We start from the raw sequence: 22,022 nt of genomic DNA on the forward strand, positions 1-22,022 counted from the left end.
TATGGACTACGATGATGCCAGCATCGCCTGGGCTCCAATTTGCAGGCCAATAACCGTACCATTCATCAGAATATGCAGCACTATCGGCATCAGAATTCCGTTGCTTTTTATTCTGGCAATGATCAACACCAGCGAAACAATAAACAGCAGCAGTAGCGTTCTCATGTCCATATACTGCGTATGCATCAGCGCAAATATCGCCGAAACCACTAGCGACGTCAGCCATGTTTTATCATTGAACCAGTACTGAAAGGCGTTGAACAGGCAACCTCTGAACACCATTTCTTCATAAATCGGCGCAATAAATATCAGGGTCAGACTCGATAACCAGAGCGCGTAACTGCTCAGTGACACCTGAGTTGTAACCCATTCTTCATTCTGTCTGATACCCAGCACCCATGGCATGACGAACTGCATCACCAAAAGCGCCGTGAACAAAATAGCAAACCATCTTATGTTGAAGCTCCCTTTCCCTAATCCTTTTCTTTGACGAAAGAAGAAATAATACAGTGGTACCAGCACGACGAACTCCGCGATAAACAGCAGCGGAAAAAGTAAACCCTTCGCCTGTAATGTCTGGCTTTCAGAAAAGAATAGCGGGATGAACGTGATGCCAAACATCAACAAAAACATCGAAAAGCAGCCAGATACCGCCTTTGTCCTGGCAATATAATCGTTACTTACTTCCTGTCGCACACCCTCTCCTTGACAAAATGTTATGTCAGTCGTTCTAAAGATAATTTTTGTTTATGATAAAAAGTATCATTATCATTTACAACCTACCAAAATTACATCGCATCCGTGATGAATGGGTAAATGCCTAAAATCACGTTAGACTCTCAAGTCTGGTCCATCAGAACGAGAACTAAAAAATGAGTAACACTGCTAATTATCAACAGCTCACCCGCACCTTCCAGCGGCTCTCTCGCTTCTCCCATCTCTCGGCTATCGCCAGTTGGGATATGTTTACCATGATGCCTTCCGGCGGCAGCAAAGCCCGGGGTGAAGCTCTGGCAGAACTGAGCGTACTTGAGCATCAACTTTTAACCGATCCTAATGTGGCAAAATGGATTGCCGCCGCCGAGCAGGAGGATCTTAGCGATATAGAGCAGGCGAATCTGCGCGAGATGTCGCGGTTGCATCATCAGGCTGCGCTGCTGCCGGAATCGCTGGTAGAAGCAAAATCGCTGGCGGGTAGCCGCTGTGAACATGCCTGGCGCAGTCAACGTCCGGCAAATGACTGGGAAGGTTTTGCTGAGAATCTGAAAGACGTTGTTAAATATAGCCGTGAAGAAGCCAAACTGCGGGCCGAGGCCAAAGGATGTACGCCTTACGATGCGTTGCTGGATGTATTTGAACCAGAAATGACCAGCGCGCGGCTGGACGGACTTTTCACAGACCTAAAAAGCTGGCTTCCGGATCTGTTAAATAAGGTAGTGGCGAAACAGTCTCAACAGCCACTCATCGCGCCGGTTGGCCCCTTCCCAACAGCAATCCAGCGCGAGTTAGGCCTTGAAACGATGACTCGGCTGGGATTCGACTTTACCGCCGGTCGACTGGACATTAGTGCGCATCCATTCTGCGGCGGCGTACCGGAAGATGTTCGTATTACCACGCGTTATGATGAAAACGAATTGCTCAGCGCACTTTTTGGCGTCATCCATGAAACCGGTCACGCCCGATATGAACAAAATCTGCCGCGCAACTGGGCCGGACAACCTATCGCACTGGCTCGTTCAACCGCAATTCATGAATCCCAAAGTCTGTTCTTTGAAATGCAACTTGGCCGCAGTCAGGCATTTCTGAAGGGACTAATTCCAGCGGTTAAAAAGCATTTTGGCGATCAGCCTGCGTTTGAACAACAAAACTTCATCGCCTGGAACCAGCAAGTGAAGCCTGGCTTTATCCGCGTGGATGCTGATGAGGTCAGCTATCCCGCTCATGTTATTCTGCGCTATGAAATTGAGCGTGCGTTAATTAACGGCGACATTGAAGTTGATGATATCCCGGCGTTGTGGAATGAGAAAATGCAGGCATGGCTCGGACTTTCAACAATCGGCAATTATCGCAATGGTTGTATGCAGGATATCCACTGGACCGACGGTGGGTTTGGCTATTTCCCTTCTTACACGCTGGGCGCCATGTATGCAGCACAGTTGTTTAGTGCGGCAAACCGCGCATTGCCTGATTTAGAAAGTGCCATTGCGCAAGGCGAATTTGGCACCCTGTTTGACTGGCTGCATCAGAATGTCTGGCAACATGGCAGCCGTTATACCACCGAACAGCTTATTATCCAGGCCACCGGCGAACCTCTCAGCAGTCGCTATTTCCGCGCCCATCTGGAAGCCCGTTATCTGTAATCGCTTACCGTGAGTCATTGTACATATCGTTACATGCCGATACCAATGACTCACGGAAGCCTTGAGATTACAGCGATATAGTTATTTCAACGGCCCCGCAGTGGGGTTGAATGAAAAACCAAATCGAGGGTATGAGAATGAAAAAAGTATTAGCTCTGGTTGTTGCCGCTGCTATGGGTCTGTCTTCTGCTGCTTTTGCTGCTGAAACAACTGCTACCACCGCTCCGGCTGCTGCTGCGACCACAAAAGCAGCCCCGGCAAAAACAACGCATCATAAAAAACAGCATAAAGCCGCTGAGCAGAAAGCTCAGGCCGCTAAAAAACACACTAAAAAATCTGCAACCAAACCTGCTGTAGAACAAAAAGCACCAGAGCAGAAAGCTCAGGCTGCGAAAAAACATACCAAAAAAGCGGCAACTAAACCTGCTGTAGAACAAAAAGCACCAGAGCAGAAAGCTCAGGCTGCGAAAAAACACAGCAAAAAAGCAGTAAAACACGAAGCCGCTAAACCTGCTGCTCAACCGGCCGCATAAGACATCAGTAATAACAATGGCGTCCCCCACGCCATCGCATACGGCGCTAAGTCTTCCTGATTTAGCGCCGCCTTTCGGAGGGTAAAATGGTGTCACATTACCGCTTTGAGTTAATTCTTATTACACTGATAATTTGCGCCCTAATTGCTACGCACTTTTATCTTTCCTGAGTGTAGTTATCTGATTTTACTCCCACTTTCCCACCGTCCCGTCTATAGTATTAACTGAGGGTTTGCTGTTAATAATCATAATTCCCCACCAGAGTGTGATATGCATAAAACCATTGCGGTATTACTGGGTTCAATTTGTTTTTTTCCTGTCGTTGCGCATGCGGATCAGCCCACAACGACCAGCAAAGATGCTGACGATATAAAAACGCTATTTTTTGGGCATGACGATCGCGTACAGATTACTGACCCGACACAGTCCCCCTGGGACGCTATAGGACAACTGGAAACCGCCAGCGGTAACCTGTGTACAGCAACGCTCATCTCACCTCATCTGGCCCTGACTGCCGGACATTGTTTATTGACCCCACCCAAAGGCAGACCAGATAAAGCTGTCGCGCTGCGCTTCGTATCGAAAAAAGGCGTCTGGCGCTATGAAATCCACGGTATTGAGGGTCGGGTTGATGCTTCACTTGGCAAGCGTTTAAAAGCGGATGGCGACGGCTGGATAGTGCCACCTTCCGCGGCTCCCTGGGATTTTGGTCTGGTGGTGTTGCGTTATCCTCCCAGCGGAATCACACCACTTCCCTTATTTGAAGGCGATAAAGCTGAGTTAACTGCGGCGTTGAAAGCCGCCGATCGCAAAGTGACTCAGTCAGGCTACCCCGAAGATCACCTGGATGACCTGTATGCGCATCAGGACTGCGTTGTTACCGGCTGGGCGCAAAATACCGTGTTGTCACATCAATGCGATACGCTCCCGGGAGACAGCGGTTCTCCACTGATGTTGAAAACCGATTCCGGCTGGCAATTGATTGGCGTGCAAAGCTCTGCTCCGGCGGCAAAAGATCGCTGGCGGGCCGATAATCGTGCCATTTCCGTTACCGGATTTCGCGATAAGCTGAACGCTTTGATGAAGGATTAACATTGTGCTGCCCGCGTTTGCAGGCAGCACTAACATCAGGCAAGTTTTATCATAATCATTCCGGCCAGGAGTAATGCCAGGCCAATCCAGCCTTTATTATTCAGGCGCTGCCCAAAAAGCACCCATCCTGCAGCCAGCGTTGCGGCAATCCCAAATCCGCCCCACAAAGCGTAGGCAACTGAAAGATCGATGCCCTTTACCGCCTGAGAGAGTGCACTAAAGGCAGCCAATACGGCAACCAATGACAGTACGCCATACGCCTTGCGACGAAAACCATCAGAAAATTTCAAAAATACGTTAGCGACGATTTCCAGAACAATGGCCATACCCAACCATGCACCGTGAACCCACTCAAACTGCTGCATGGGTCACCTCCCTCCTCGCTTTAGACGGCTTACGCGTACCCGACTTGATCAGGACAATGCCTAACACCAGCGAGACCAGACCGGCAACCTTCATCGTGGATAAGGTTTCATCAAATAACAGCACGCTAAACAACGTAATAAATAAAATGCCAATGCCTTCCCACAAAGCATAGGCCACGCCGAGTGCTATTTTTTTAACGGCAAAACTGAGAAAAATATACGATAAGGCGATCATTACCAGCATTAAAATAAAGCCTGTATTGCCATGGCCTACGCTTGCCCATTTCATCGACAGCGTTCCGGTAATTTCAGCCGCAATGGCCAGACCTAATAAAATCCAGTAAAACATGATGCTTCTCCTGCTTGAGAATATAGTCCTTTGGGCCTACTGCATGCAGCAAACCAAAAAATAGAATCAGATAGCTCAGCGCATAACGCCAGCTCAGGCAGAAGAAGGGACTAAAGCGCGTTGCGCCAGTGTTGCTCACCCGCAAGCAGGAAAGTAGAGGAGGTACGAAGAAGTGTAGGTAAACGCAAAAAAAGCCTGAACATATTGTCCATAATATTACAATTATCCGCAGTGTTGCTTCTCGTCATCGCGGATGATAATTGTCCTCGGTAGTTAAACACAGATGATTTGTATCATAGGTTCATTACGAACTCAAAACCTTTTCACTTCTTTACCCGGTTCGTTTGCTTTTTGTTAGGACGGCTCGACACAAGTCACATTATTATTTCAGGTACAGTTTCAAAAATAAAAAATCAGGAATAAACATGGCGAAACCGATCATCACGCTTAACGGTCTAAAATTAGTCATCATGCTGGGCATGTTGGTTATCATTCTTACCGGCATTCGCTTCGCCGCCGATATCATCGTGCCATTTATCCTGGCGTTATTTATCGCGGTGGTACTTAATCCGATGGTACGGCGCATGGTAAAACTTCGCATACCTCGAGTAGTAGCAGTGTCATTGCTGATTGTTATTATTGTCATGCTAATGGTGCTGCTTTTGGCTTATTTAGGTACATCCTTAAATGAACTGGCACGCACGCTTCCACAATACCGTTCATCGTTGGTTATCCCGCTGAAAAATATCGAGCCGTGGCTACAGCGCGCTGGGATCGGCGTCTCCGTGGACGAGCTTGTCAAATATATCGATCCCAACGCTGCAATGACGCTGGTCACCAATTTACTGACACAACTTTCCAATGCTATGTCATCGATTTTTTTGCTGCTGTTGACGGTTGTTTTTATGCTGCTGGAAGTACCGCAACTGCCCTGTAAACTGCAACAGATGATGAGCCGACCACTTGAAGGAATGGCGGCAATTCAACGAGCGATCGACAGCGTCTCTCACTACCTGGTACTAAAAACGGCTATCAGTATCGTCACCGGACTGGTTGCCTGGGGCATGCTTGCAGCGCTGGATGTACGCTTCGCCTTTGTCTGGGGCTTACTGGCCTTCGCGCTCAACTATATTCCTAATATCGGTTCAGTACTGGCGGCCATTCCACCTATTGCTCAGGTGCTGGTATTTAGTGGTTTTTATGATGCGCTGGTGGTACTGGCGGGTTATCTGGTGATTAATCTGGTATTCGGCAATATCCTCGAACCCCGCATTATGGGACGCGGGCTGGGACTCTCCACACTGGTAGTGTTTCTGTCGTTAATCTTTTGGGGTTGGTTGCTCGGACCGGTGGGTATGCTACTTTCCGTGCCGCTGACCATCATCGTTAAAATTGCGCTTGAGCAAACTGAAGGCGGTCAAAGCATTGCCGTCCTGCTTAGCGACCTCAACAAAACATAAATCGCAGTTGTGCTAAAGAGCGCTATAGAGATGCTCTGCACGGTTTTGACGTATACAAGATGGCCGGTACCAGAGTGTTTTTTCGCATCGGATCAGGCATCGGAAGAATGGCATACCCAATGCACGGGATCTTTATACAAAAACGGCCTCCGAAGAGGCCGTCGTATTTTTTGCTAATGTATTACAGCGCTTTCAGAATAGCGTCCACGCTGGCTTTGGCATCACCAAACAGCATATGGGTGTTATCTTTAAAGAACAGCGGGTTCTGCACACCAGCATAACCGGTATTCATTGAACGTTTGAACACGATAACGTTTTGCGCTTTCCACACTTCCAGCACCGGCATACCGGCAATTGGACTGCGCGGATCGTCCTGCGCCGCCGGGTTCACCGTGTCGTTCGCACCGATAACCAGCACGGTATCGGTATCGGCGAAATCATCATTGATCTCATCCATTTCCAGCACGATGTCATACGGCACTTTGGCTTCCGCCAACAGAACGTTCATATGACCAGGCAGGCGACCCGCTACCGGGTGAATACCAAAACGCACCTTAATGCCGCGCGCACGCAGTTTCTCGGTGATTTCAGCGACCGGATATTGAGCCTGAGCCACTGCCATACCGTAGCCTGGGGTAATGATCACCGAATGCGAGTTTTTCAGCATTTCCGCCGTGTCTTCCGCATTAATTTCACGATGTTCGCCTGCTTCCTCGGCATCACCAGCGGAAGAGCCATCGGTACCAAAACCACCGGCAATAACACTGATGAACGAGCGGTTCATCGCCTTACACATAATGTAAGACAGGATCGCACCCGAAGAACCAACCAGCGCGCCGGTTACAATCAACAGGTCGTTGCTTAACATAAAGCCTGCTGCCGCTGCCGCCCATCCTGAATAGGAGTTCAGCATTGAAACCACAACCGGCATATCTGCCCCACCGATAGACGCCACCAGATGCCAGCCGAAAGCCAGCGCAATAATGGTCATCACCAGCAGAGCCAGAACCTGCAGCCCTACGCTTTCGGTACGAACAAATACCACCAACAGCAGGAACGAAACAACCAGCGCTGCAAGGTTCAGTTTATGACGGTTCGGCAGCATCAGCGGCTTAGAAGAGATCTTGCCGCGCAGTTTGCCAAATGCCACGATGGAACCTGTGAAGGTCACCGCACCGATGAAGATGCCAAGGAACACTTCGGTCAGGTGAATATTCACCAGAATCGGTTCCAGACCGGTATCGTGATACAGGTAGCTGTTAAAGCCTACCAGCACCGCTGCCAGGCCTACGAAGCTGTGCAGAATCGCAACCAGCTCCGGCATCTCGGTCATCTCAACTTTCTTCGCCAGACGAATACCAATCGCGCCGCCGATGATCATCGCCACCAGGATCCATGCAACGTTGCCGGTATCCGGGCCAAAAATCGTCGCAATCAACGCAATCGCCATCCCGGCGATACCAAAGTTATTCCCCTGTTGGGATGTTTCGTGTTTTGAAAGTCCCGCCAGGCTGAAAATAAACAGGATCGCGGCAACAATGTATGCAGCTGTAACTAATCCTCCAGACATGTGTTACCCCTTAGTTTTTCCGGAACATTTTCAGCATGCGCTGAGTCACGGTGAAGCCACCGAAAATATTAATGCTGGCAATAAGCACCGCGATAAAGCTCAGGAAACTCACCCAGCCACCCTGGCCAATTTGCAATAATGCGCCCACAACGATGATCCCTGAAATGGCGTTAGTCACAGACATCAGCGGTGTATGCAGCGCATGCGACACATTCCACACCACGTAGTAACCAACCACGCAGGAAAGCGCAAACACCGTAAAGTGCCCCAGGAACTCTTTTGGCGCCACATCGGCAAGCCAGCCAAACAGAATAACTACCAGTGCCATCAATGCATACTTACGCCACGGCGATACCGGTTTCTTCTCTTCTACTGGTGCAGGCGCTGCTTTTGGCGCAGCCTGCGGCTGAGCGGAAACCTGGATTGGCGGTGCAGGCCATGTTATTTCACCCTCGCGAACTACCGTCACACCACGCACGACCACATCATCGAAATCAACGGTGATATTGCCGTCTTTCTCTTTGCATAGCAGTTTAAGCAGGTTAACGAGGTTAGTACCGTACAACTGGGAGGACTGGGTTGGTAAACGGCCCGGAAGATCGGTATAACCAATGACCTTCACACCGTTCTCGGTAGTGGTCACCTGATTGGCAACGGTGTACTCACAGTTACCGCCGTTTTGCGCGGCCAGATCGACAATAACGCTGCCCGCTTTCATGGAGTCAACCATTTCACGGGTGATCAGTTTCGGTGCCGGTTTGCCCGGGATCAGCGCGGTTGTTACGATAATGTCAACGTCTTTCGCCTGAGCGGCAAACAGCTCCATCTCGGCTTTAATAAACGCTTCGGACATTACTTTGGCATAACCATCGCCGCTGCCTGCTTCCTCTTTGAAATCCAGTTCGAGGAACTCAGCGCCCATACTCTGAACTTGTTCTTTAACTTCCGGACGTGTATCAAAAGCGCGAACAATCGCCCCCAGGCTATTTGCCGCACCAATGGCTGCAAGACCTGCAACACCGGCACCGATAACCATCACCTTCGCAGGAGGAACCTTACCTGCAGCGGTGATTTGCCCGGTAAAGAACCGACCGAATTCATGCGCAGCTTCAACAATGGCGCGATATCCGGCAATATTAGCCATTGAACTTAGGGCATCAAGCGACTGCGCGCGCGAAATTCGCGGCACGGAGTCCATTGCCATTACCGTTACATTCCGCTCAGCGAGCTTTTGCAATAACTCAGGATTTTGTGCAGGCCACAGAAAGCTGACCAGCGTAGTTCCCGGATTCAGCAACGGAATTTCGAATTCTTCCGGTGCATTGACCTTCAGGATAATCTCTGACTGCCAGACAGCATCCCCGTCAACAATTTCTGCGCCCGCTTGCACAAACGCCTTGTCGTCAAAACTAGCCAGTTGACCCGCGCCGCTTTCAACCGCGACGCTAAAACCCAGCTTCAGTAACTGCTCAACCGTCTTCGGCGTTGCTGCAACACGGGTTTCATTGGTTAACCGTTCTCTTGGTATGCCAATTCGCATAATGTTCCCTTCCATCTGTATTTTTGATGATGGTTTATCAATGTTCGCAAGAGGCATCTGCGCACTCACGTAAGAGGTAAGCGTTACCTCAACAAAATAAAACAGTAACAAACTCTGTATAACCTACTGAAATTAGCGCTTGTGATCTAGCGCCAAAAAACAGTATTTATTATGAAATTCGCAAAACAGGGATGAATTTCCCCTCAGACAGGGATAATGCCCTTGAAATAGCCCACAAAGGCCGATAATTCGCTCAAGCGAAGCGGCAAAACATGATTAAGCGCCACCATAAAACAATTGATTAACATTAAATTAACTTATGAAATTCAACTGCTTCATTAGTTTTAGCGCTCAAACGTCGAATTTTTGGACATATCACAAAATGTTATCGCCGTTGTTACTTTGCGTGGCACGATGAGTGAAAAATGACGCAGACACTGACACAATTTAAATGCAATAATCAGCCACGTTTCTAGTCAATAACAATACCAGTACCTGGTTTGCGCAAGGCGAAGGATTATTTTTATGAAGCTTAAGAACACTCTCCTGGCGTCCGCACTCCTTTCTGCGACTGCTTTTTCTGTAAATGCAGCGACAGAATTGACGCCGGAGCAAGCGGCTGCCCTGAAACCCTATGACCGCATTGTGGTTACCGGCCGTTTTAATGCTATTGGCGATGCGGTTACCGCCGTGTCCCGCCGTGCAGATAAAGACGGTGCAGCCTCCTTTTACGTTGTTGATACCTCAGATTTTGGCAGTGGTGGTAACTGGCGCGTTGTAGCCGACGTCTATAAAGCTGACGCGGAAAAAGCGGAAGTCTCCAAAAATCGCGTGATCAATGGCGTTATAGAATTACCGAAAGATCAGGCCGTTCTGTTGGAACCTTTTGATACCGTTACGGTACAGGGTTTCTACCGCAGCCAACCTGAAGTAAACGACGCCATCACCAAAGCGGCGAAAGAAAAAGGGGCTTACTCTTTCTATATCGTTCGTCAGGTCGATGCCAACCAGGGCGGCAACCAGCGTATTACTGCGTTTATCTATAAAGCCGATGCTAAAAAACGTATTGTCCAAAGCCCTGATGCAATCCCTGCGGATTCTGATGCTGGTCGTGCAGCGTTAGCTGCAGGTGGCGAGGCAGCGAAGAAAGTTGAGATCCCAGGCGTAGCAACAACCGCTTCTCCGAGTGCTGAAGTGGGCCGCTTCTTCGAAACCCAGTCAACCAAAGGCGGACGTTACACTGTCACTCTGCCGGATGGAACCAAAGTCGAAGAATTGAACAAAGCAACCGCCGCAATGATGGTGCCATTCGACAGCATCAAGTTCACCGGTAACTACGGCAATATGACTGAAGTGTCGTATCAGGTCGCTAAACGTGCCGCGAAGAAAGGTGCTAAGTACTACCACATTACCCGCCAGTGGCAGGAACGTGGTAACAACATGACCATCAGCGCCGATCTGTATAAATAATGTCGATGACGTTATAAATGTCTTATCTGGCCTACAGCTCTGTAGGCCAGATTATTCACAGCCAGAATGCCATCAGGCCAGACTCAAACATCACGATTAAGTCGACTTTTCACACTATCAGTCACAAATCTCTCTAACCCCATTGCATGCGCTCTCTTCTCTCCGTAAAATCCCGCGCCTTAGTGGCTTTCACCATTTTTATGCGGTTTGCCAAAATAATTATTCTCTCACTCTCGTTTTTGTAACTGGATACAAATGGAAAAGAAATTGGGTCTGAGCGCACTGACAGCGCTGGTTTTAAGCTCAATGCTTGGCGCTGGTGTTTTCAGTCTGCCACAAAACATGGCGGCAGTAGCCAGCCCGGCGGCATTACTGATTGGTTGGGCGATCACCGGTGCGGGGATCCTCCTGCTCGCTTTCGCTATGCTAATTCTGACGCGTATTCGCCCGGACCTGGATGGCGGTATTTTTACCTATGCGCGTGAAGGCTTCGGTGAGCTGATTGGCTTCTGCTCTGCGTGGGGATACTGGCTGTGCGCCGTTATCGCTAACGTTTCCTATCTGGTTATCGTTTTTTCTGCGCTCAGCTTCTTCACTGATACTCCTGAATGGCGTCTGTTCGGCGACGGCAATACCTGGCAATCTATCGTTGGGGCATCGGTGCTGCTGTGGGTAGTCCATTTTCTGGTTCTGCGTGGAGTACAAACGGCAGCCAGCATCAATCTGGTTGCTACGCTGGCGAAATTACTGCCGCTGGGATTGTTTATCGTATTGGCATTTATGCTGTTTAAGCTCGATACCTTTACTCTTGATTTTACCGGCGTGAAGCTTGGTGTCCCCGTCTGGGAGCAGGTCAAAAATACCATGCTCATCACGCTATGGGTGTTCATTGGCGTGGAAGGTGCAGTGGTGGTTTCTGCGCGTGCGCGCAATAAACGCGATGTTGGTCGCGCTACGCTGCTGGCGGTCCTCGCCGCATTGGGTGTTTACCTGTTAGTTACCCTGCTATCTCTTGGCGTTGTTGCCCGTCCTGAACTGGCCGAGATCCGCAACCCGTCGATGGCCGGTTTGATGGTCAAAATGATGGGACCGTGGGGCGAAATTATCATTGCCGCCGGTCTGATTGTCTCCGTCTGCGGTGCTTATTTAAGCTGGACGATTATGGCTGCAGAAGTGCCTTTCCTGGCATCCACGCACAAAGCCTTCCCGCGTATATTTGCCCGACAAAATGCGCAGGGTGCACCATCAGCATCCCTGTGGCTGACCAACATCTGCGTACAGGTTTGTCTGGTTCTGATCTGGCTCACAGGTTCTGACTACAATACGCTGCTGACTATTGCCTCAGAGATGATTCTGGTGCCCTATTTCCTGGTCGGCGCATTCCTGCTGAAAATCGCCACCCGTCCGATTCATCAGGCTGTCGGTATCGGTGCATGTATTTATGGCTTATGGTTATTGTATGCGTCAGGCCCAATGCACCTGTTGCTGTCTGTTGTGCTGTATGCGCCAGGGTTACTTGTTTTTCTTTACGCCCGCAAAACGCTCACGCACGATAACGTATTAAAACGCCAGGAAATAGCATTGATCGGTCTGCTACTCGTAGCCGCCGTTCCGGCAACCTGGATGTTGATGGGGTAAGCGTCAGTCCCATCGTTTGATGCAAATGGAGATTACGATGGGTAATAAGCCCCCTTTACCAATTCTTATCACCGGCGGAGGTCGTCGCATCGGCCTCGCTATCGCATGGCATTTTCTGAATCAAAAACAGCCAGTAATCGTCAGCTATCGAACGCATTATCCGGCCATTGATGGCCTACGCGATGCTGGCGCATTGTGTATCCAGGCTGATTTCTCAACCGATGCAGGTGCACTGACTTTTGCAGACGAGGTCAAAACACGCACAAATGGGTTACGCGCTATCGTGCATAACGCCAGCGCCTGGATAGCAGAAAAACCAGGCACCCCGCTGTCTGAAGTGTTGTCCAGCATGATGCAGATCCACGTCAATACCCCCTACCTGCTTAACCACGCGCTGGAAGGTTGCCTTCGCGGTCACGGACACGCAGCCAGCGACATTATCCACTTTACGGATTACGTCGTGGAGCGTGGCAGCGACAAGCATATTGCCTATGCAGCCAGTAAGGCTGCACTGGACAATATGACCCGTTCATTCGCCCGAAAACTGGCACCAGAGGTAAAAGTTAACGCTATCGCCCCCTCACTGATCCTGTTTAACGAGGGTGATGATGCCGAGTATCGCCAACAGGCGCTGAACAAATCGCTGATGAAAACAGCCCCCGGTGAAAAAGAGGTCATTGATTTAATAGACTATCTGTTAACCAGCTGTTTTGTCACGGGCCGTAGCTTTGCCGTTGATGGCGGTCGCCATCTGCGTTAGTGCAGTTTTATCCAACAGAAAATCAGTAACCACGCGCTCAGGCTCCAGCATACAACTGCCCCGCCGAGCGCAACGGGTAAGCGCATAAAACCGGTGAAGTACCAAAGCGAAATGAGATAGACAAAATAGGGAATAATCGACCACATGCTGAACACAATGGTGGTACGTAACGCTTCAATTCCACGCTCACTGGCCACAATATAATGAGCGATCAGCGCAAATGTCGGGAACAAAGGAATTAATCCCGCGATATAGTAATTCTTTGTTTTAGCCAGCAAACCAATCAACACCACGACCAGCGCACCCAGCGCCGCTTTTATAACGAGCCCCATCACTTAGCCTTAACACATTGACAACATCAGCCTCTAGCATAACGGAAGCGTTCTCGTTTAGAAAAGATTAATGGAAGGAAAAACGGGGGCGGTGTATGTTGGCGTTTTATATTCAAAATGAATGATATGAACACCATCGTATTTGTTGAAGATGATCCCGAGGTAGGCTCGCTGATTGCCGCCTATCTGGCCCGGCATGACATTGAGGTTATTGTTGAGCCTCGTGGTGATCTGGCCGAAGAGAAGATCCTGCACGTTCAACCCGATTTGGTGTTGTTAGATATTATGCTTCCGGGTAAAGACGGAATGACTATCTGCCGCGATTTACGCAGCCGTTGGCAAGGTCCAATAGTCCTTCTGACATCGCTGGACAGCGACATGAACCATATTCTTGCGCTTGAAATGGGCGCCTGCGACTACATACTGAAAACGACGCCTCCGGCAGTGCTACTGGCTCGCCTGCGTCTACATTTACGTCAGAATGAACATTCAGCACAATCAAAAGGAATTCAGGCAGCCACGATTACGCCGCATACCACACTGCGCTTTGGCACACTAACTATCGACCCTACCAACCGCTCCGTACTGCTCGCTGGAGAACAAGTCGCCCTCTCGACCGCTGATTTCGAGTTACTCTGGGAACTGGCTACACACGCGGGACAAATTATGGATCGCGATGCGTTATTGAAGAATCTGCGCGGCGTGAGTTATGACGGACTTGACCGTAGTGTGGATGTGGCGATTTCCCGGCTGCGTAAAAAGTTGCTCGATAACGCCACGGAACCGTACCGTATCAAAACCATCCGCAATAAAGGTTACCTGTTCGCCCCGCATGCCTGGGATGACGAACAGCGCAAATAAACTGTTCTCGCCAGGCTGGTTGATTCAACCGGTCTGGTGGATTCCCCCCTGCTTTCAGACATATTATTGTCTTTAATACAGCCCCTCAAAGTGACACTGTCACACAAATTGTATGCTGGATAAGCATAAGAACCACACCTGAGTCAGAACCACACTTTTTGTGTGGCCCCAGGCATTCTCTCTCCCTATAATCCGTCCCGGTCCTGAACCCTTAGGGTTTGTAGGTTTATTTCAGAAATCAAAACTCTTTCCGGCATTTCAGGTGCTGAATGAGGCAAGAGGCTACAATATGTTCGTTACACTCGCGTATATCGCGTTTTTTTTGGTTTGTTCATGGGCAATATTCAGAATCAATCAAAAAAGTAATTCCCTGTCAAAAAGTGTTTTCATTGCCATTTTTTTGGGTGCCATTATCGGCTTGTCCCTTCATCTTATAACTCCTGACCGCAGTAAAACGGTTATCGACTGGTATAATATCATCGGCAACGGTTACGTAAATTTACTGAAACTGGTTGCGGTCCCTCTGATATTTATCTCCATTCTCTCTGCTATTAACAAGCTCGAAAACAGTGCTGGCATTGGCAAAATGTCGCTAACTATCGTCGGATGCATGTTATGTCTGGTGATGATTGCCGGGTTTATTGGGCTACTGACGGCGCATGTTTTAGGTCTGGATGCCAGTGCTTTCGGTCATATGCAGTCTACGCTGACGGATGCCGATGTGAGTAAAACAGCGGCCATTTCGCTGCCTAAACTGGTCACTTCTTTAATTCCCACCAATATTTTTCTCGACCTTACGGGGGCCAGAAGTGTTTCAGTTATTGGTATTGTTATCTTCACTCTCCTCGCCGGCGTAGCATTATTAAAAGTCAAACAGGACGCGCCAGAAGAAGGTGAAAAATTAAGCGCAGGAATCAATGCCATCCAGATTTGGGTCATGAAAATGGTGCGGATAGTTATTGCGCTGACCCCATATGGCGTGATGGCATTAATGGCCGGAGTCTTCTCCGCTTACCGCTTAGAGCAATTTGCCAGTCTGCTGGGATTTATTGGTGCCTGTTACATCGCGATACTGATGATGTTTATCGTTCACGCACTGATACTGGTACTGGTACTGAGTGGTAACAATCCCATTCGCTATTTTAAAACTGTCTGGCCGGTATTAACCTTTGCGTTTGTTTCGCGCAGCAGCGCGGCATCGATTCCGCTGGCTATTACAGCGCAGGAAAAGTTTGGCGTTCAAAATACCATTGCCAATATCGCTGCTTCATTTGGCTCCAGTATGGGGCAAAATGGCTGCGCCGGGATCTACCCCGCGATTATGGTAGCAATGATTGCCCCGACGATGGGCATCGATCCGCTTTCAATTCACTTTCTCCTTGCCATGCTACCGGCGATTGCGCTGGGATCGATTGGGGTTGCTGGTGTCGGTGGCGGTGGCACATTTGCCGCACTGATCGTCCTTTCAACACTCAATTTTCCGGTCGCACTGGTGGGTATTTTCATTGCCATTGAACCCATTGTCGATATGGCAAGGACGGCATTAAACGTTAATGGCTCGATGATGTCTGGGGTACTGGCAAACCGTATTTTGAATAAGGAGTCGCCTGCACAGCAACGGGTCAATGCGAATTAATCGTCCTCAATAAACCCGTTGATTGCTCTGCAGACAAAAGCCTTTCTGTCCACAGAAAGGCTTTAATATTTCAACTGAACGTCAACCCGTCGTATTTTTTCCAGCGATAATTCAATGCAGAGATAATCCAACAGGTAATAAATACGCCGATAATAACGAACCCAACATTCCCCATATGTTCACTCAGGCGGCCAACTGTGTCCCATAAACCGCCCTGCAGTGAAAATACCTCTGACAACAGACCCAGAGCTTCCAGCCCACCGATAAATACAGCAACAATTACTGATGTCCCGGTGATGGTCATATTGTAATAGAGTTTTCGTTGCGGCTTATTAAACGCCCAGCCATAGGCTTCGACCATCAATATACTGTCAAGGCAATCAATCAACGCCATTCCGCAGGTAAAGAGCGCAGGAAATATCAGGATTAACCAGATGGACATACCACTCGAAGCGCTTGAAGCAGAAATACCTAACAGCGAAATTTCCGTAGCAGTATCAAAACCCAGACCAAATAAAAAACCGACAAAGTACATATGCCAGTCTTTGCCCACCAGTCTGAATGCCGGGCGGAAGATCCAGCTCAGCGGACCAGCAACGGTGACATCTTCAGTGGAACCAGCATAGATACCCGTCTTTTTCAGGTGACGAAATGCCTTCCATACCTGACAAAAAATGATGAGATTGATGGTAGCCAGAATAAGCAAAAATGCGGCAGAAACTGCGGTCCCTATAACTCCCCCGACATTTTGCAACCATAGCATATGCTGTTTAAATGCACTGGTAGTCAGGGCGATACCAATGCTGGCCAGCACCACAATGGTGGAATGCCCCAATGAAAACCAAGCCCCGGTGGTCAGCGCGCGTTTTTTCTGCTGAATAAGTTTTCGTGTCGCACTGTCGATGGCGGCAATGTGATCGGCGTCAACAGCGTGGCGCAGCCCATAACACCATGCGATAAGACATAGCGCCAGTAGTGAAGTGTTATTGCTAAACGCAGTGAACGCCCAGAGCCAGGCCACAACATTTGCACCGACCAGAAGAGTCACCAGCAGAATAATGTGTGGGCGTTTTTTAAGTAAGGAAAACAACAAATTCACTATTTCCGCCAAATTAATTTTGTAATCAAAGACACAACTGAACCGCTGTTCTCTGGTTGATTAATAAAACATTTACCAGCCTAATGATAACGTTTAAAAATTACCAACCAGTGCTGTAGATCAAAGTTGATGCTAGCCATGCTCAAGTTCAGCTATGGCTAACTCAGCCACCCGCAGGGTTATAGCCGCATTATCACCCTCTTCCAGAAACCATGCGGAAGACAGTCCGCACCATGCCGCTATCCACATCAGGAGTCGTTCACGTTCAAGTTCGGCGACCTCAGAGACAACGTCTACGCGTTGTACGAATGTTTCAGGTTCAATAGCAACTGACATTGTGGTATCCGCAAGATCGGGATTAGTGAAAATATTGGCATAATCAAACCCACGCTCACCGATTAATCCTTTGGGATCAATTGCCAGCCATCCTGAAACACCAAAATCAAGAACATTGTTGTGGTGCAAATCACCGTGAAGAACTACAACCTCGCGAGGACTGGAGAACAATGATTTTGCCAACTCTGCGCAACGCATCATGATACCGCCATGAATTTGTGCAGCAGGCGCAAGATCATGAAACCAGTGATGCAGTGGAATTAGCGTTGGCAAAGATTCATTTGGCGGTACATGGAGCTGCCTTGCCGTGTGGCAGATTATGCGACATGCTTGATCATCCTGTCCTGTGATCGACAGGGTAGATAAAGAGCCAGCCCCTGTCGCCCGCTCTAAGAGTATTGCCCCATCCTCATGAGCCAACACGTTCGCTGCTCCCCGCCCGTTCCACCAGGCCATTAGCTCGCAACCTCGACGCTCACTATCATCATTCGTGAGTTTTAGAATCGCTTTCTGGTGATCTTTACGCATCATTACCGGTAAAAGCTGCGACGTATGAGTTATGACAGGAACGCCATCAGGAATAAGTCCCCAGCGACTGAGATAGTTACTGAACATGTGTTATTTCCAACATTTTTGGTTGCCGGGTAAGAACGTTTAGCGAGTTTCTTTTGCAGCAGTATAACTGTACTCTGCCAGGATAAGTGCGCGTGATGGTAAACGGAGAGCAGTTCTGAACCGAAAAACGCCTCCATAGCTAAAACGCATCGCTACCATGTTAAGTATCCGGTGAATTTTTATGAAGAAGCTGTTTGTGCAGTTTTACCTCTTGCTGTTCGTCTGCTTTCTGGTCATGACCTTATTGGTCGGGCTGGTGTACAAATTTACCGCAGAGCGCGCTGGCAGACAGTCACTTGATGATTTGATGAAAAGCTCGTTGTATCTGATGCGCAGCGAATTACGTGAAATTCCCCCACGCGACTGGGGGAAAACGCTGAAGGAGATGGATTTGAACCTCTCGTTTGATCTCCGCGTTGAGCCACTGAATAAATACCATCTGGATGCTCCGACCATGCAGCGGCTGCGCGAAGGCGATATCGTTGCACTCGACGATCAGTACACGTTTATTCAGCGTATTCCCCGCAGCCATTACGTGTTGGCCGTAGGTCCGGTTCCCTATCTCTATTTTCTGCATCAAATGCGCTTGCTGGATGTCGCGCTAATGGCGTTTATTGCCATCTCCCTCGCCTTCCCGGTGCTAATCTGGATGCGCCCACACTGGCAGGAGATGCTTAGACTGGAAGCCGCCGCGCAGCGTTTTGGAGAAGGACATCTGAGTGAGCGACTGCACTTTGACAGCGGATCCAGTTTTGAACGGCTGGGCGTGGCTTTTAATCAGATGGCGGACAATATCAATGCGCTGATCGCCAGCAAAAAGCAGCTTATCGATGGTATTGCCCATGAACTTCGTACCCCCCTGGTGCGATTACGTTACCGACTGGAGATGAGTGATAACCTCACCGAGCAAGAGTCTCAGGCTCTGAACCGCGATATTGGCCAACTGGAAGCGCTAATTGAAGAATTACTCACTTACGCCAGACTGGATCGCCCGCAGAATGAGCTAAAGCTCAGTGTACCGGACCTGCCCGTTTGGCTGGTAACCCATCTGGAAGATGTACAAAGCGTCACCCCTGAGCGTTCGGTGCGTTTGCGTCATCTTATAACCGGTGATTACGGCGCACTGGATATGCGTCTGATGGAGCGCGTACTGGATAACTTGCTAAATAATGCCCTGCGCTATTGCCAGTCTACGGTACAAGCCAGCCTGCTGCTGCACGGAAATCAGGCAACACTGGTTGTCGAAGATGACGGTCCGGGTATCGAACCCAACGCCCGCGAGCAAATTTTTGAACCGTTTGTTCGCCTTGATCCCAGCCGCGACCGCGCCACCGGTGGCTGCGGGCTGGGTTTAGCTATCGTGCACTCCATCGCGCTGGCAATGGGCGGTACTGTAGTCTGTGACGAAAGCGAGCTGGGCGGAGCCAGATTCACTTTTAGCTGGCCCGTCTGGCATAACATTCCCGAATTTTCCGCTGCCTGACCTATACAGCTCGGTGGTCAGGTGCTAAACATTGTGCTATAAAAAAGTATGTTGTAACTAAAATGGTAACCCTATGACTCGTTACGATCTCGTCGAACGACTGAACGGCACCTTTCGCCAGATGGAACAGGAACTGGCGCAACTGACTCAAAATTTGCAGCAGCGAACGCTGCTGATTGCGCGCGTGTTTTCTCTGCCAGAAGTGGCAAAAGAGGCAGAACATGCCCCGCTGGAGAGCATTGATGTTAAGCAGCATTTAGGCAAAGAGGCTGAAATGCTGGCGCTACGCCACTTCCGCCACCTGTTTATTCAGCAGCAATCTGAGAACCGCAGCAGCAAAGCGGCCGTTCGCCTGCCTGGCGTGTTGTGCTACCAGGTCAATAACAGCGTACAGACCGCACTTGAAGAGCAAATACAACGCATTAACCAGTTGAAAACAACGTTTGAACGCATTGTGACAGTGGATTCCGGGCTGGCTCCGGCAGCACGTTTCGAATGGGTACATCGACACTTACCCGGCCTGATTACGCTAAACGCTTATCGCACGCTAACCGTTGTCAGGGAACCGGCTACCCTGCGATTTGGCTGGGCGAACAAACACATCATTAAAAACCTGAAACGTGATGAGGTGCTGGAACAACTGGAAAAGAGCCTAAACTCACCACGCAGCGTGCATCCCTGGACGCGTGAAGAATGGCAGGCCAGACTGGAGCGTGAATATCAGGATATCGCTGCACTGCCACAGCAGGCCAAACTGAAGATCAAAAGACCGGTAAAAGTCCAGCCCATTGCCCGCGTTTGGTACAAAGGACAGCAAAAACAGGTGCAATATGCTTGCCCGACTCCGCTGATTGCACTGATTAATAGCGACAATGGTATGAGTGTGCCTGATATCGGTGAACTGCTGAATTACGATGCTGAAAACGTGCAGCACCGCTTTAAACCTCAGGCACAGCCGTTAAGACTCATTATCCCCCGGCTGCACCTGTATGTTGCGGATTAACGTCCTGGTCGCATGCTACCGACCATCAGTTCCGGACGTACCCAACTGTCAAACTCGGCTTCGGTAAGATACCCCAGCGCCAGGGCGGACGCTTTTAAGGTCAGTCCTTCTTTGTGGGCCTTCTTGGCAATCTCTGCGGCTTTATCGTAACCAATATGAGTATTGAGCGCGGTAACCAGCATGAGCGATTCATTGAGTAACTGATCAATTCGCTCGCGATTCGGTTCAATCCCGGTAGCACAGTGCTCGTTGAAACTTTCCATACCATCTGCCAGCAGGCGAACTGATTGCAGGAAGTTATGAATAACCATCGGACGATAGACATTCAGCTCAAAATTACCTGACGCACCACCAATATTAACCGCGACATCATTACCCATTACCTGACAACACAGCATAGTCAGCGCTTCACACTGAGTCGGATTAACTTTACCCGGCATAATAGAACTACCCGGCTCATTTTCAGGAATTGATATCTCGCCAATACCACAGCGTGGGCCGGATGCCAGCCAGCGCACATCATTAGCGATTTTCATCAGCGACGCAGCCAGTCCTTTTAGCGCCCCATGAGCATGTACCAGCGCATCGCAAGTAGCTAACGCCTCGAATTTATTCGGCGCGGTAACAAACGGTGCGGAGGTTAGCGCCGCCAGTTCATCCGCGACACGCACGGCATATTCAGGATGGGTATTCAGCCCGGTGCCGACCGCAGTACCACCCAACGCCAGTTCAGCAACGTGCGGTAAGCTGTATTCGATATGCCTCAGGTTATGTTCTAACATCGCGACCCAGCCTGAGATCTCCTGGCCCAGCGTCAGCGGCGTGGCATCCTGCAGATGGGTTCGTCCGATTTTTACGATATCAGCAAAAGCATGCGATTTTTCTCGCAGCGTGGTGGTTAACACATTCAGTTGCGGGATAAGGTGCTCACGCAGAGCCAGCAGCGCGGCAACGTGCATCGCCGTGGGAAAGACGTCGTTAGAACTTTGGCTTTTATTCACGTCGTCATTTGGATGTATTTTACGCTCCATACCCCGTACGCCGCCCAGCAATTCACTGGCCCTATTTGCCAGCACTTCGTTCATGTTCATATTGCTTTGCGTACCGGAACCGGTCTGCCAGATAGCCAGCGGAAACTCATCACGATGCTTATCCGCTAACACCTCATCCGCCGCCTGCATGATGGCGTTCGCTTTGTCTGCCGCCAACAGTCCCAAATCCTGATTAACCTTCGCAGCGGCGCGTTTAGTCAGCGCCAGTGCATGGATCAGCGAGACCGGCATTTTCTCCGTTGAGATGCGAAAATGTTCCAGCGATCGTTGGGTTTGCGCCCCCCAGAGTTTATCAGCCGGAACATCTATCGCACCCATTGAATCATTTTCGCGGCGTACCGTTACCATTACCTGCTCCTTATATTATCTATTGATTAGGTTATGTTTCGACATTGCCCACTTGCCATTGGTCTTATGAGTATTAACGAGGATAAAGCTGTCGTTTAGTTGTTCGTGCGGTAAAAAAAA

At 49.5% G+C, this 22,022-nt stretch carries 22 protein-coding genes; 12 read left to right on the forward strand and 10 right to left on the reverse strand.

The features are described from left to right. Window positions 1-6: 6 nt before the first annotated feature. Window positions 7-633 (reverse strand): CPBP family intramembrane glutamic endopeptidase, encoded by a 627-nt coding sequence (locus OGX98_RS10815; RefSeq protein ID WP_502873563.1) that lies wholly within the window; start codon window positions 631-633, stop codon window positions 7-9. Window positions 634-872: 239 nt separating this feature from the next. On the opposite strand from OGX98_RS10815, the gene OGX98_RS10820 reads away from it, so the two are divergent. The 4 genes from OGX98_RS10820 to OGX98_RS10830 all read left to right on the forward strand — a co-directional run bounded on the left by OGX98_RS10820 (window position 873) and on the right by OGX98_RS10830 (window position 3,985). Next, window positions 873-2,360 carry a carboxypeptidase M32 gene (locus OGX98_RS10820; protein ID WP_225760892.1) on the forward strand — a complete coding sequence of 496 codons (1,488 nt, stop codon included), beginning with the start codon at window positions 873-875 and terminating at the stop codon, window positions 2,358-2,360. A 137-nt stretch (window positions 2,361-2,497) separates the two neighbouring features. Then, window positions 2,498-2,893: an acid resistance repetitive basic protein Asr gene (gene asr, locus OGX98_RS10825; RefSeq protein WP_284097233.1), complete on the forward strand. Its 396-nt coding sequence runs from the start codon at window positions 2,498-2,500 to the stop codon at window positions 2,891-2,893. Window positions 2,894-2,979: 86 nt separating this feature from the next. Then, window positions 2,980-3,063 carry a small membrane protein YdgU gene (ydgU, locus tag OGX98_RS24065; protein WP_502873564.1) on the forward strand — a complete coding sequence of 28 codons (84 nt, stop codon included), beginning with the start codon at window positions 2,980-2,982 and terminating at the stop codon, window positions 3,061-3,063. A 100-nt stretch (window positions 3,064-3,163) separates the two neighbouring features. Then, window positions 3,164-3,985 carry a trypsin-like serine peptidase gene (locus tag OGX98_RS10830; RefSeq protein WP_048221497.1) on the forward strand — a complete coding sequence of 274 codons (822 nt, stop codon included), beginning with the start codon at window positions 3,164-3,166 and terminating at the stop codon, window positions 3,983-3,985. Window positions 3,986-4,020: 35 nt separating this feature from the next. On the opposite strand, the gene mdtI is transcribed toward OGX98_RS10830, so the two are convergent. From mdtI to OGX98_RS24070, 3 genes are all read right to left on the reverse strand, one after another. Continuing rightward, window positions 4,021-4,350 (reverse strand): multidrug/spermidine efflux SMR transporter subunit MdtI, encoded by a 330-nt coding sequence (gene mdtI, locus OGX98_RS10835; protein WP_045442642.1) that lies wholly within the window; start codon window positions 4,348-4,350, stop codon window positions 4,021-4,023. Continuing rightward, window positions 4,337-4,702, reverse strand: a complete 366-nt coding sequence (mdtJ, locus tag OGX98_RS10840; RefSeq protein ID WP_190284577.1) for a multidrug/spermidine efflux SMR transporter subunit MdtJ — start codon at window positions 4,700-4,702, stop codon at window positions 4,337-4,339. The genes mdtI and mdtJ overlap by 14 nt, the downstream gene beginning before the upstream one ends. A 107-nt stretch (window positions 4,703-4,809) precedes the next feature. After that, window positions 4,810-4,980 carry a protein YdgV gene (locus tag OGX98_RS24070; protein ID WP_136345589.1) on the reverse strand — a complete coding sequence of 57 codons (171 nt, stop codon included), beginning with the start codon at window positions 4,978-4,980 and terminating at the stop codon, window positions 4,810-4,812. Between the two features lie 144 nt (window positions 4,981-5,124). Between OGX98_RS24070 and OGX98_RS10845 the strand changes: the two genes are divergently transcribed. After that, window positions 5,125-6,159 (forward strand): AI-2E family transporter, encoded by a 1,035-nt coding sequence (locus OGX98_RS10845; RefSeq protein WP_045442636.1) that lies wholly within the window; start codon window positions 5,125-5,127, stop codon window positions 6,157-6,159. Window positions 6,160-6,340: 181 nt separating this feature from the next. On the opposite strand, the gene pntB is transcribed toward OGX98_RS10845, so the two are convergent. Both pntB and pntA read right to left on the reverse strand, forming a co-directional pair. Next, window positions 6,341-7,729 (reverse strand): Re/Si-specific NAD(P)(+) transhydrogenase subunit beta, encoded by a 1,389-nt coding sequence (gene pntB / locus OGX98_RS10850; protein ID WP_048221498.1) that lies wholly within the window; start codon window positions 7,727-7,729, stop codon window positions 6,341-6,343. Window positions 7,730-7,739: 10 nt separating this feature from the next. Continuing rightward, window positions 7,740-9,269: a Re/Si-specific NAD(P)(+) transhydrogenase subunit alpha gene (pntA, locus tag OGX98_RS10855; protein WP_045449599.1), complete on the reverse strand. Its 1,530-nt coding sequence runs from the start codon at window positions 9,267-9,269 to the stop codon at window positions 7,740-7,742. Between the two features lie 525 nt (window positions 9,270-9,794). On the opposite strand from pntA, the gene ydgH reads away from it, so the two are divergent. From ydgH to folM, 3 genes are all read left to right on the forward strand, one after another. Then, window positions 9,795-10,739 (forward strand): DUF1471 family protein YdgH, encoded by a 945-nt coding sequence (gene ydgH, locus OGX98_RS10860; protein WP_045442630.1) that lies wholly within the window; start codon window positions 9,795-9,797, stop codon window positions 10,737-10,739. A 255-nt stretch (window positions 10,740-10,994) separates the two neighbouring features. Next, window positions 10,995-12,377, forward strand: coding sequence for an amino acid permease (locus tag OGX98_RS10865; protein WP_045442628.1), 1,383 nt, complete (start codon window positions 10,995-10,997; stop codon window positions 12,375-12,377). A 37-nt stretch (window positions 12,378-12,414) separates the two neighbouring features. Beyond that, window positions 12,415-13,137, forward strand: a complete 723-nt coding sequence (gene folM / locus OGX98_RS10870; protein ID WP_286595272.1) for a dihydromonapterin reductase — start codon at window positions 12,415-12,417, stop codon at window positions 13,135-13,137. Here the strand turns inward: folM and OGX98_RS10875 are convergent. Then, window positions 13,134-13,469, reverse strand: a complete 336-nt coding sequence (locus tag OGX98_RS10875; RefSeq protein ID WP_045442622.1) for a GlpM family protein — start codon at window positions 13,467-13,469, stop codon at window positions 13,134-13,136. The genes folM and OGX98_RS10875 overlap by 4 nt on opposite strands. Window positions 13,470-13,595: 126 nt before the next feature. Between OGX98_RS10875 and rstA the strand changes: the two genes are divergently transcribed. Together rstA and OGX98_RS10885 are read left to right on the forward strand one after the other, a co-directional pair. Beyond that, entirely contained in the window at window positions 13,596-14,330 is a 735-nt protein-coding gene (gene rstA / locus OGX98_RS10880; protein WP_167493968.1) for a two-component system response regulator RstA, read from the forward strand. Window positions 14,331-14,619: 289 nt separating this feature from the next. Next, window positions 14,620-15,966: a cation:dicarboxylate symporter family transporter gene (locus tag OGX98_RS10885; protein WP_286595273.1), complete on the forward strand. Its 1,347-nt coding sequence runs from the start codon at window positions 14,620-14,622 to the stop codon at window positions 15,964-15,966. Between the two features lie 70 nt (window positions 15,967-16,036). Here OGX98_RS10885 and OGX98_RS10890 read toward each other — a convergent pair whose 3' ends face one another. Beyond that, window positions 16,037-17,065 (reverse strand): HoxN/HupN/NixA family nickel/cobalt transporter, encoded by a 1,029-nt coding sequence (locus OGX98_RS10890; RefSeq protein WP_286595274.1) that lies wholly within the window; start codon window positions 17,063-17,065, stop codon window positions 16,037-16,039. A 132-nt stretch (window positions 17,066-17,197) separates the two neighbouring features. After that, on the reverse strand, window positions 17,198-18,016 hold the full coding sequence (locus tag OGX98_RS10895) for an aminoglycoside phosphotransferase family protein (RefSeq protein WP_286595275.1): 819 nt from the start codon (window positions 18,014-18,016) through the stop codon (window positions 17,198-17,200). A gap of 181 nt (window positions 18,017-18,197) precedes the next feature. Between OGX98_RS10895 and rstB the strand changes: the two genes are divergently transcribed. Both rstB and tus read left to right on the forward strand, forming a co-directional pair. Then, a complete protein-coding gene (gene rstB, locus OGX98_RS10900) occupies window positions 18,198-19,499 on the forward strand; it encodes a two-component system sensor histidine kinase RstB (RefSeq protein ID WP_045442610.1) in 1,302 nt (433 codons plus the stop codon). A gap of 73 nt (window positions 19,500-19,572) precedes the next feature. Continuing rightward, a complete protein-coding gene (gene tus, locus OGX98_RS10905) occupies window positions 19,573-20,502 on the forward strand; it encodes a DNA replication terminus site-binding protein (protein WP_045442608.1) in 930 nt (309 codons plus the stop codon). Here tus and fumC read toward each other — a convergent pair. Beyond that, window positions 20,499-21,902: a class II fumarate hydratase gene (fumC, locus tag OGX98_RS10910; RefSeq protein ID WP_048221503.1), complete on the reverse strand. Its 1,404-nt coding sequence runs from the start codon at window positions 21,900-21,902 to the stop codon at window positions 20,499-20,501. The two genes, tus and fumC, sit on opposite strands and share 4 nt — an antisense overlap. Window positions 21,903-22,022 lie beyond the last annotated feature (120 nt).

This window comes from Citrobacter sp. Cm046 (genome assembly GCF_030333065.1).
Lineage (GTDB): Bacteria > Pseudomonadota > Gammaproteobacteria > Enterobacterales > Enterobacteriaceae > Citrobacter > Citrobacter murliniae.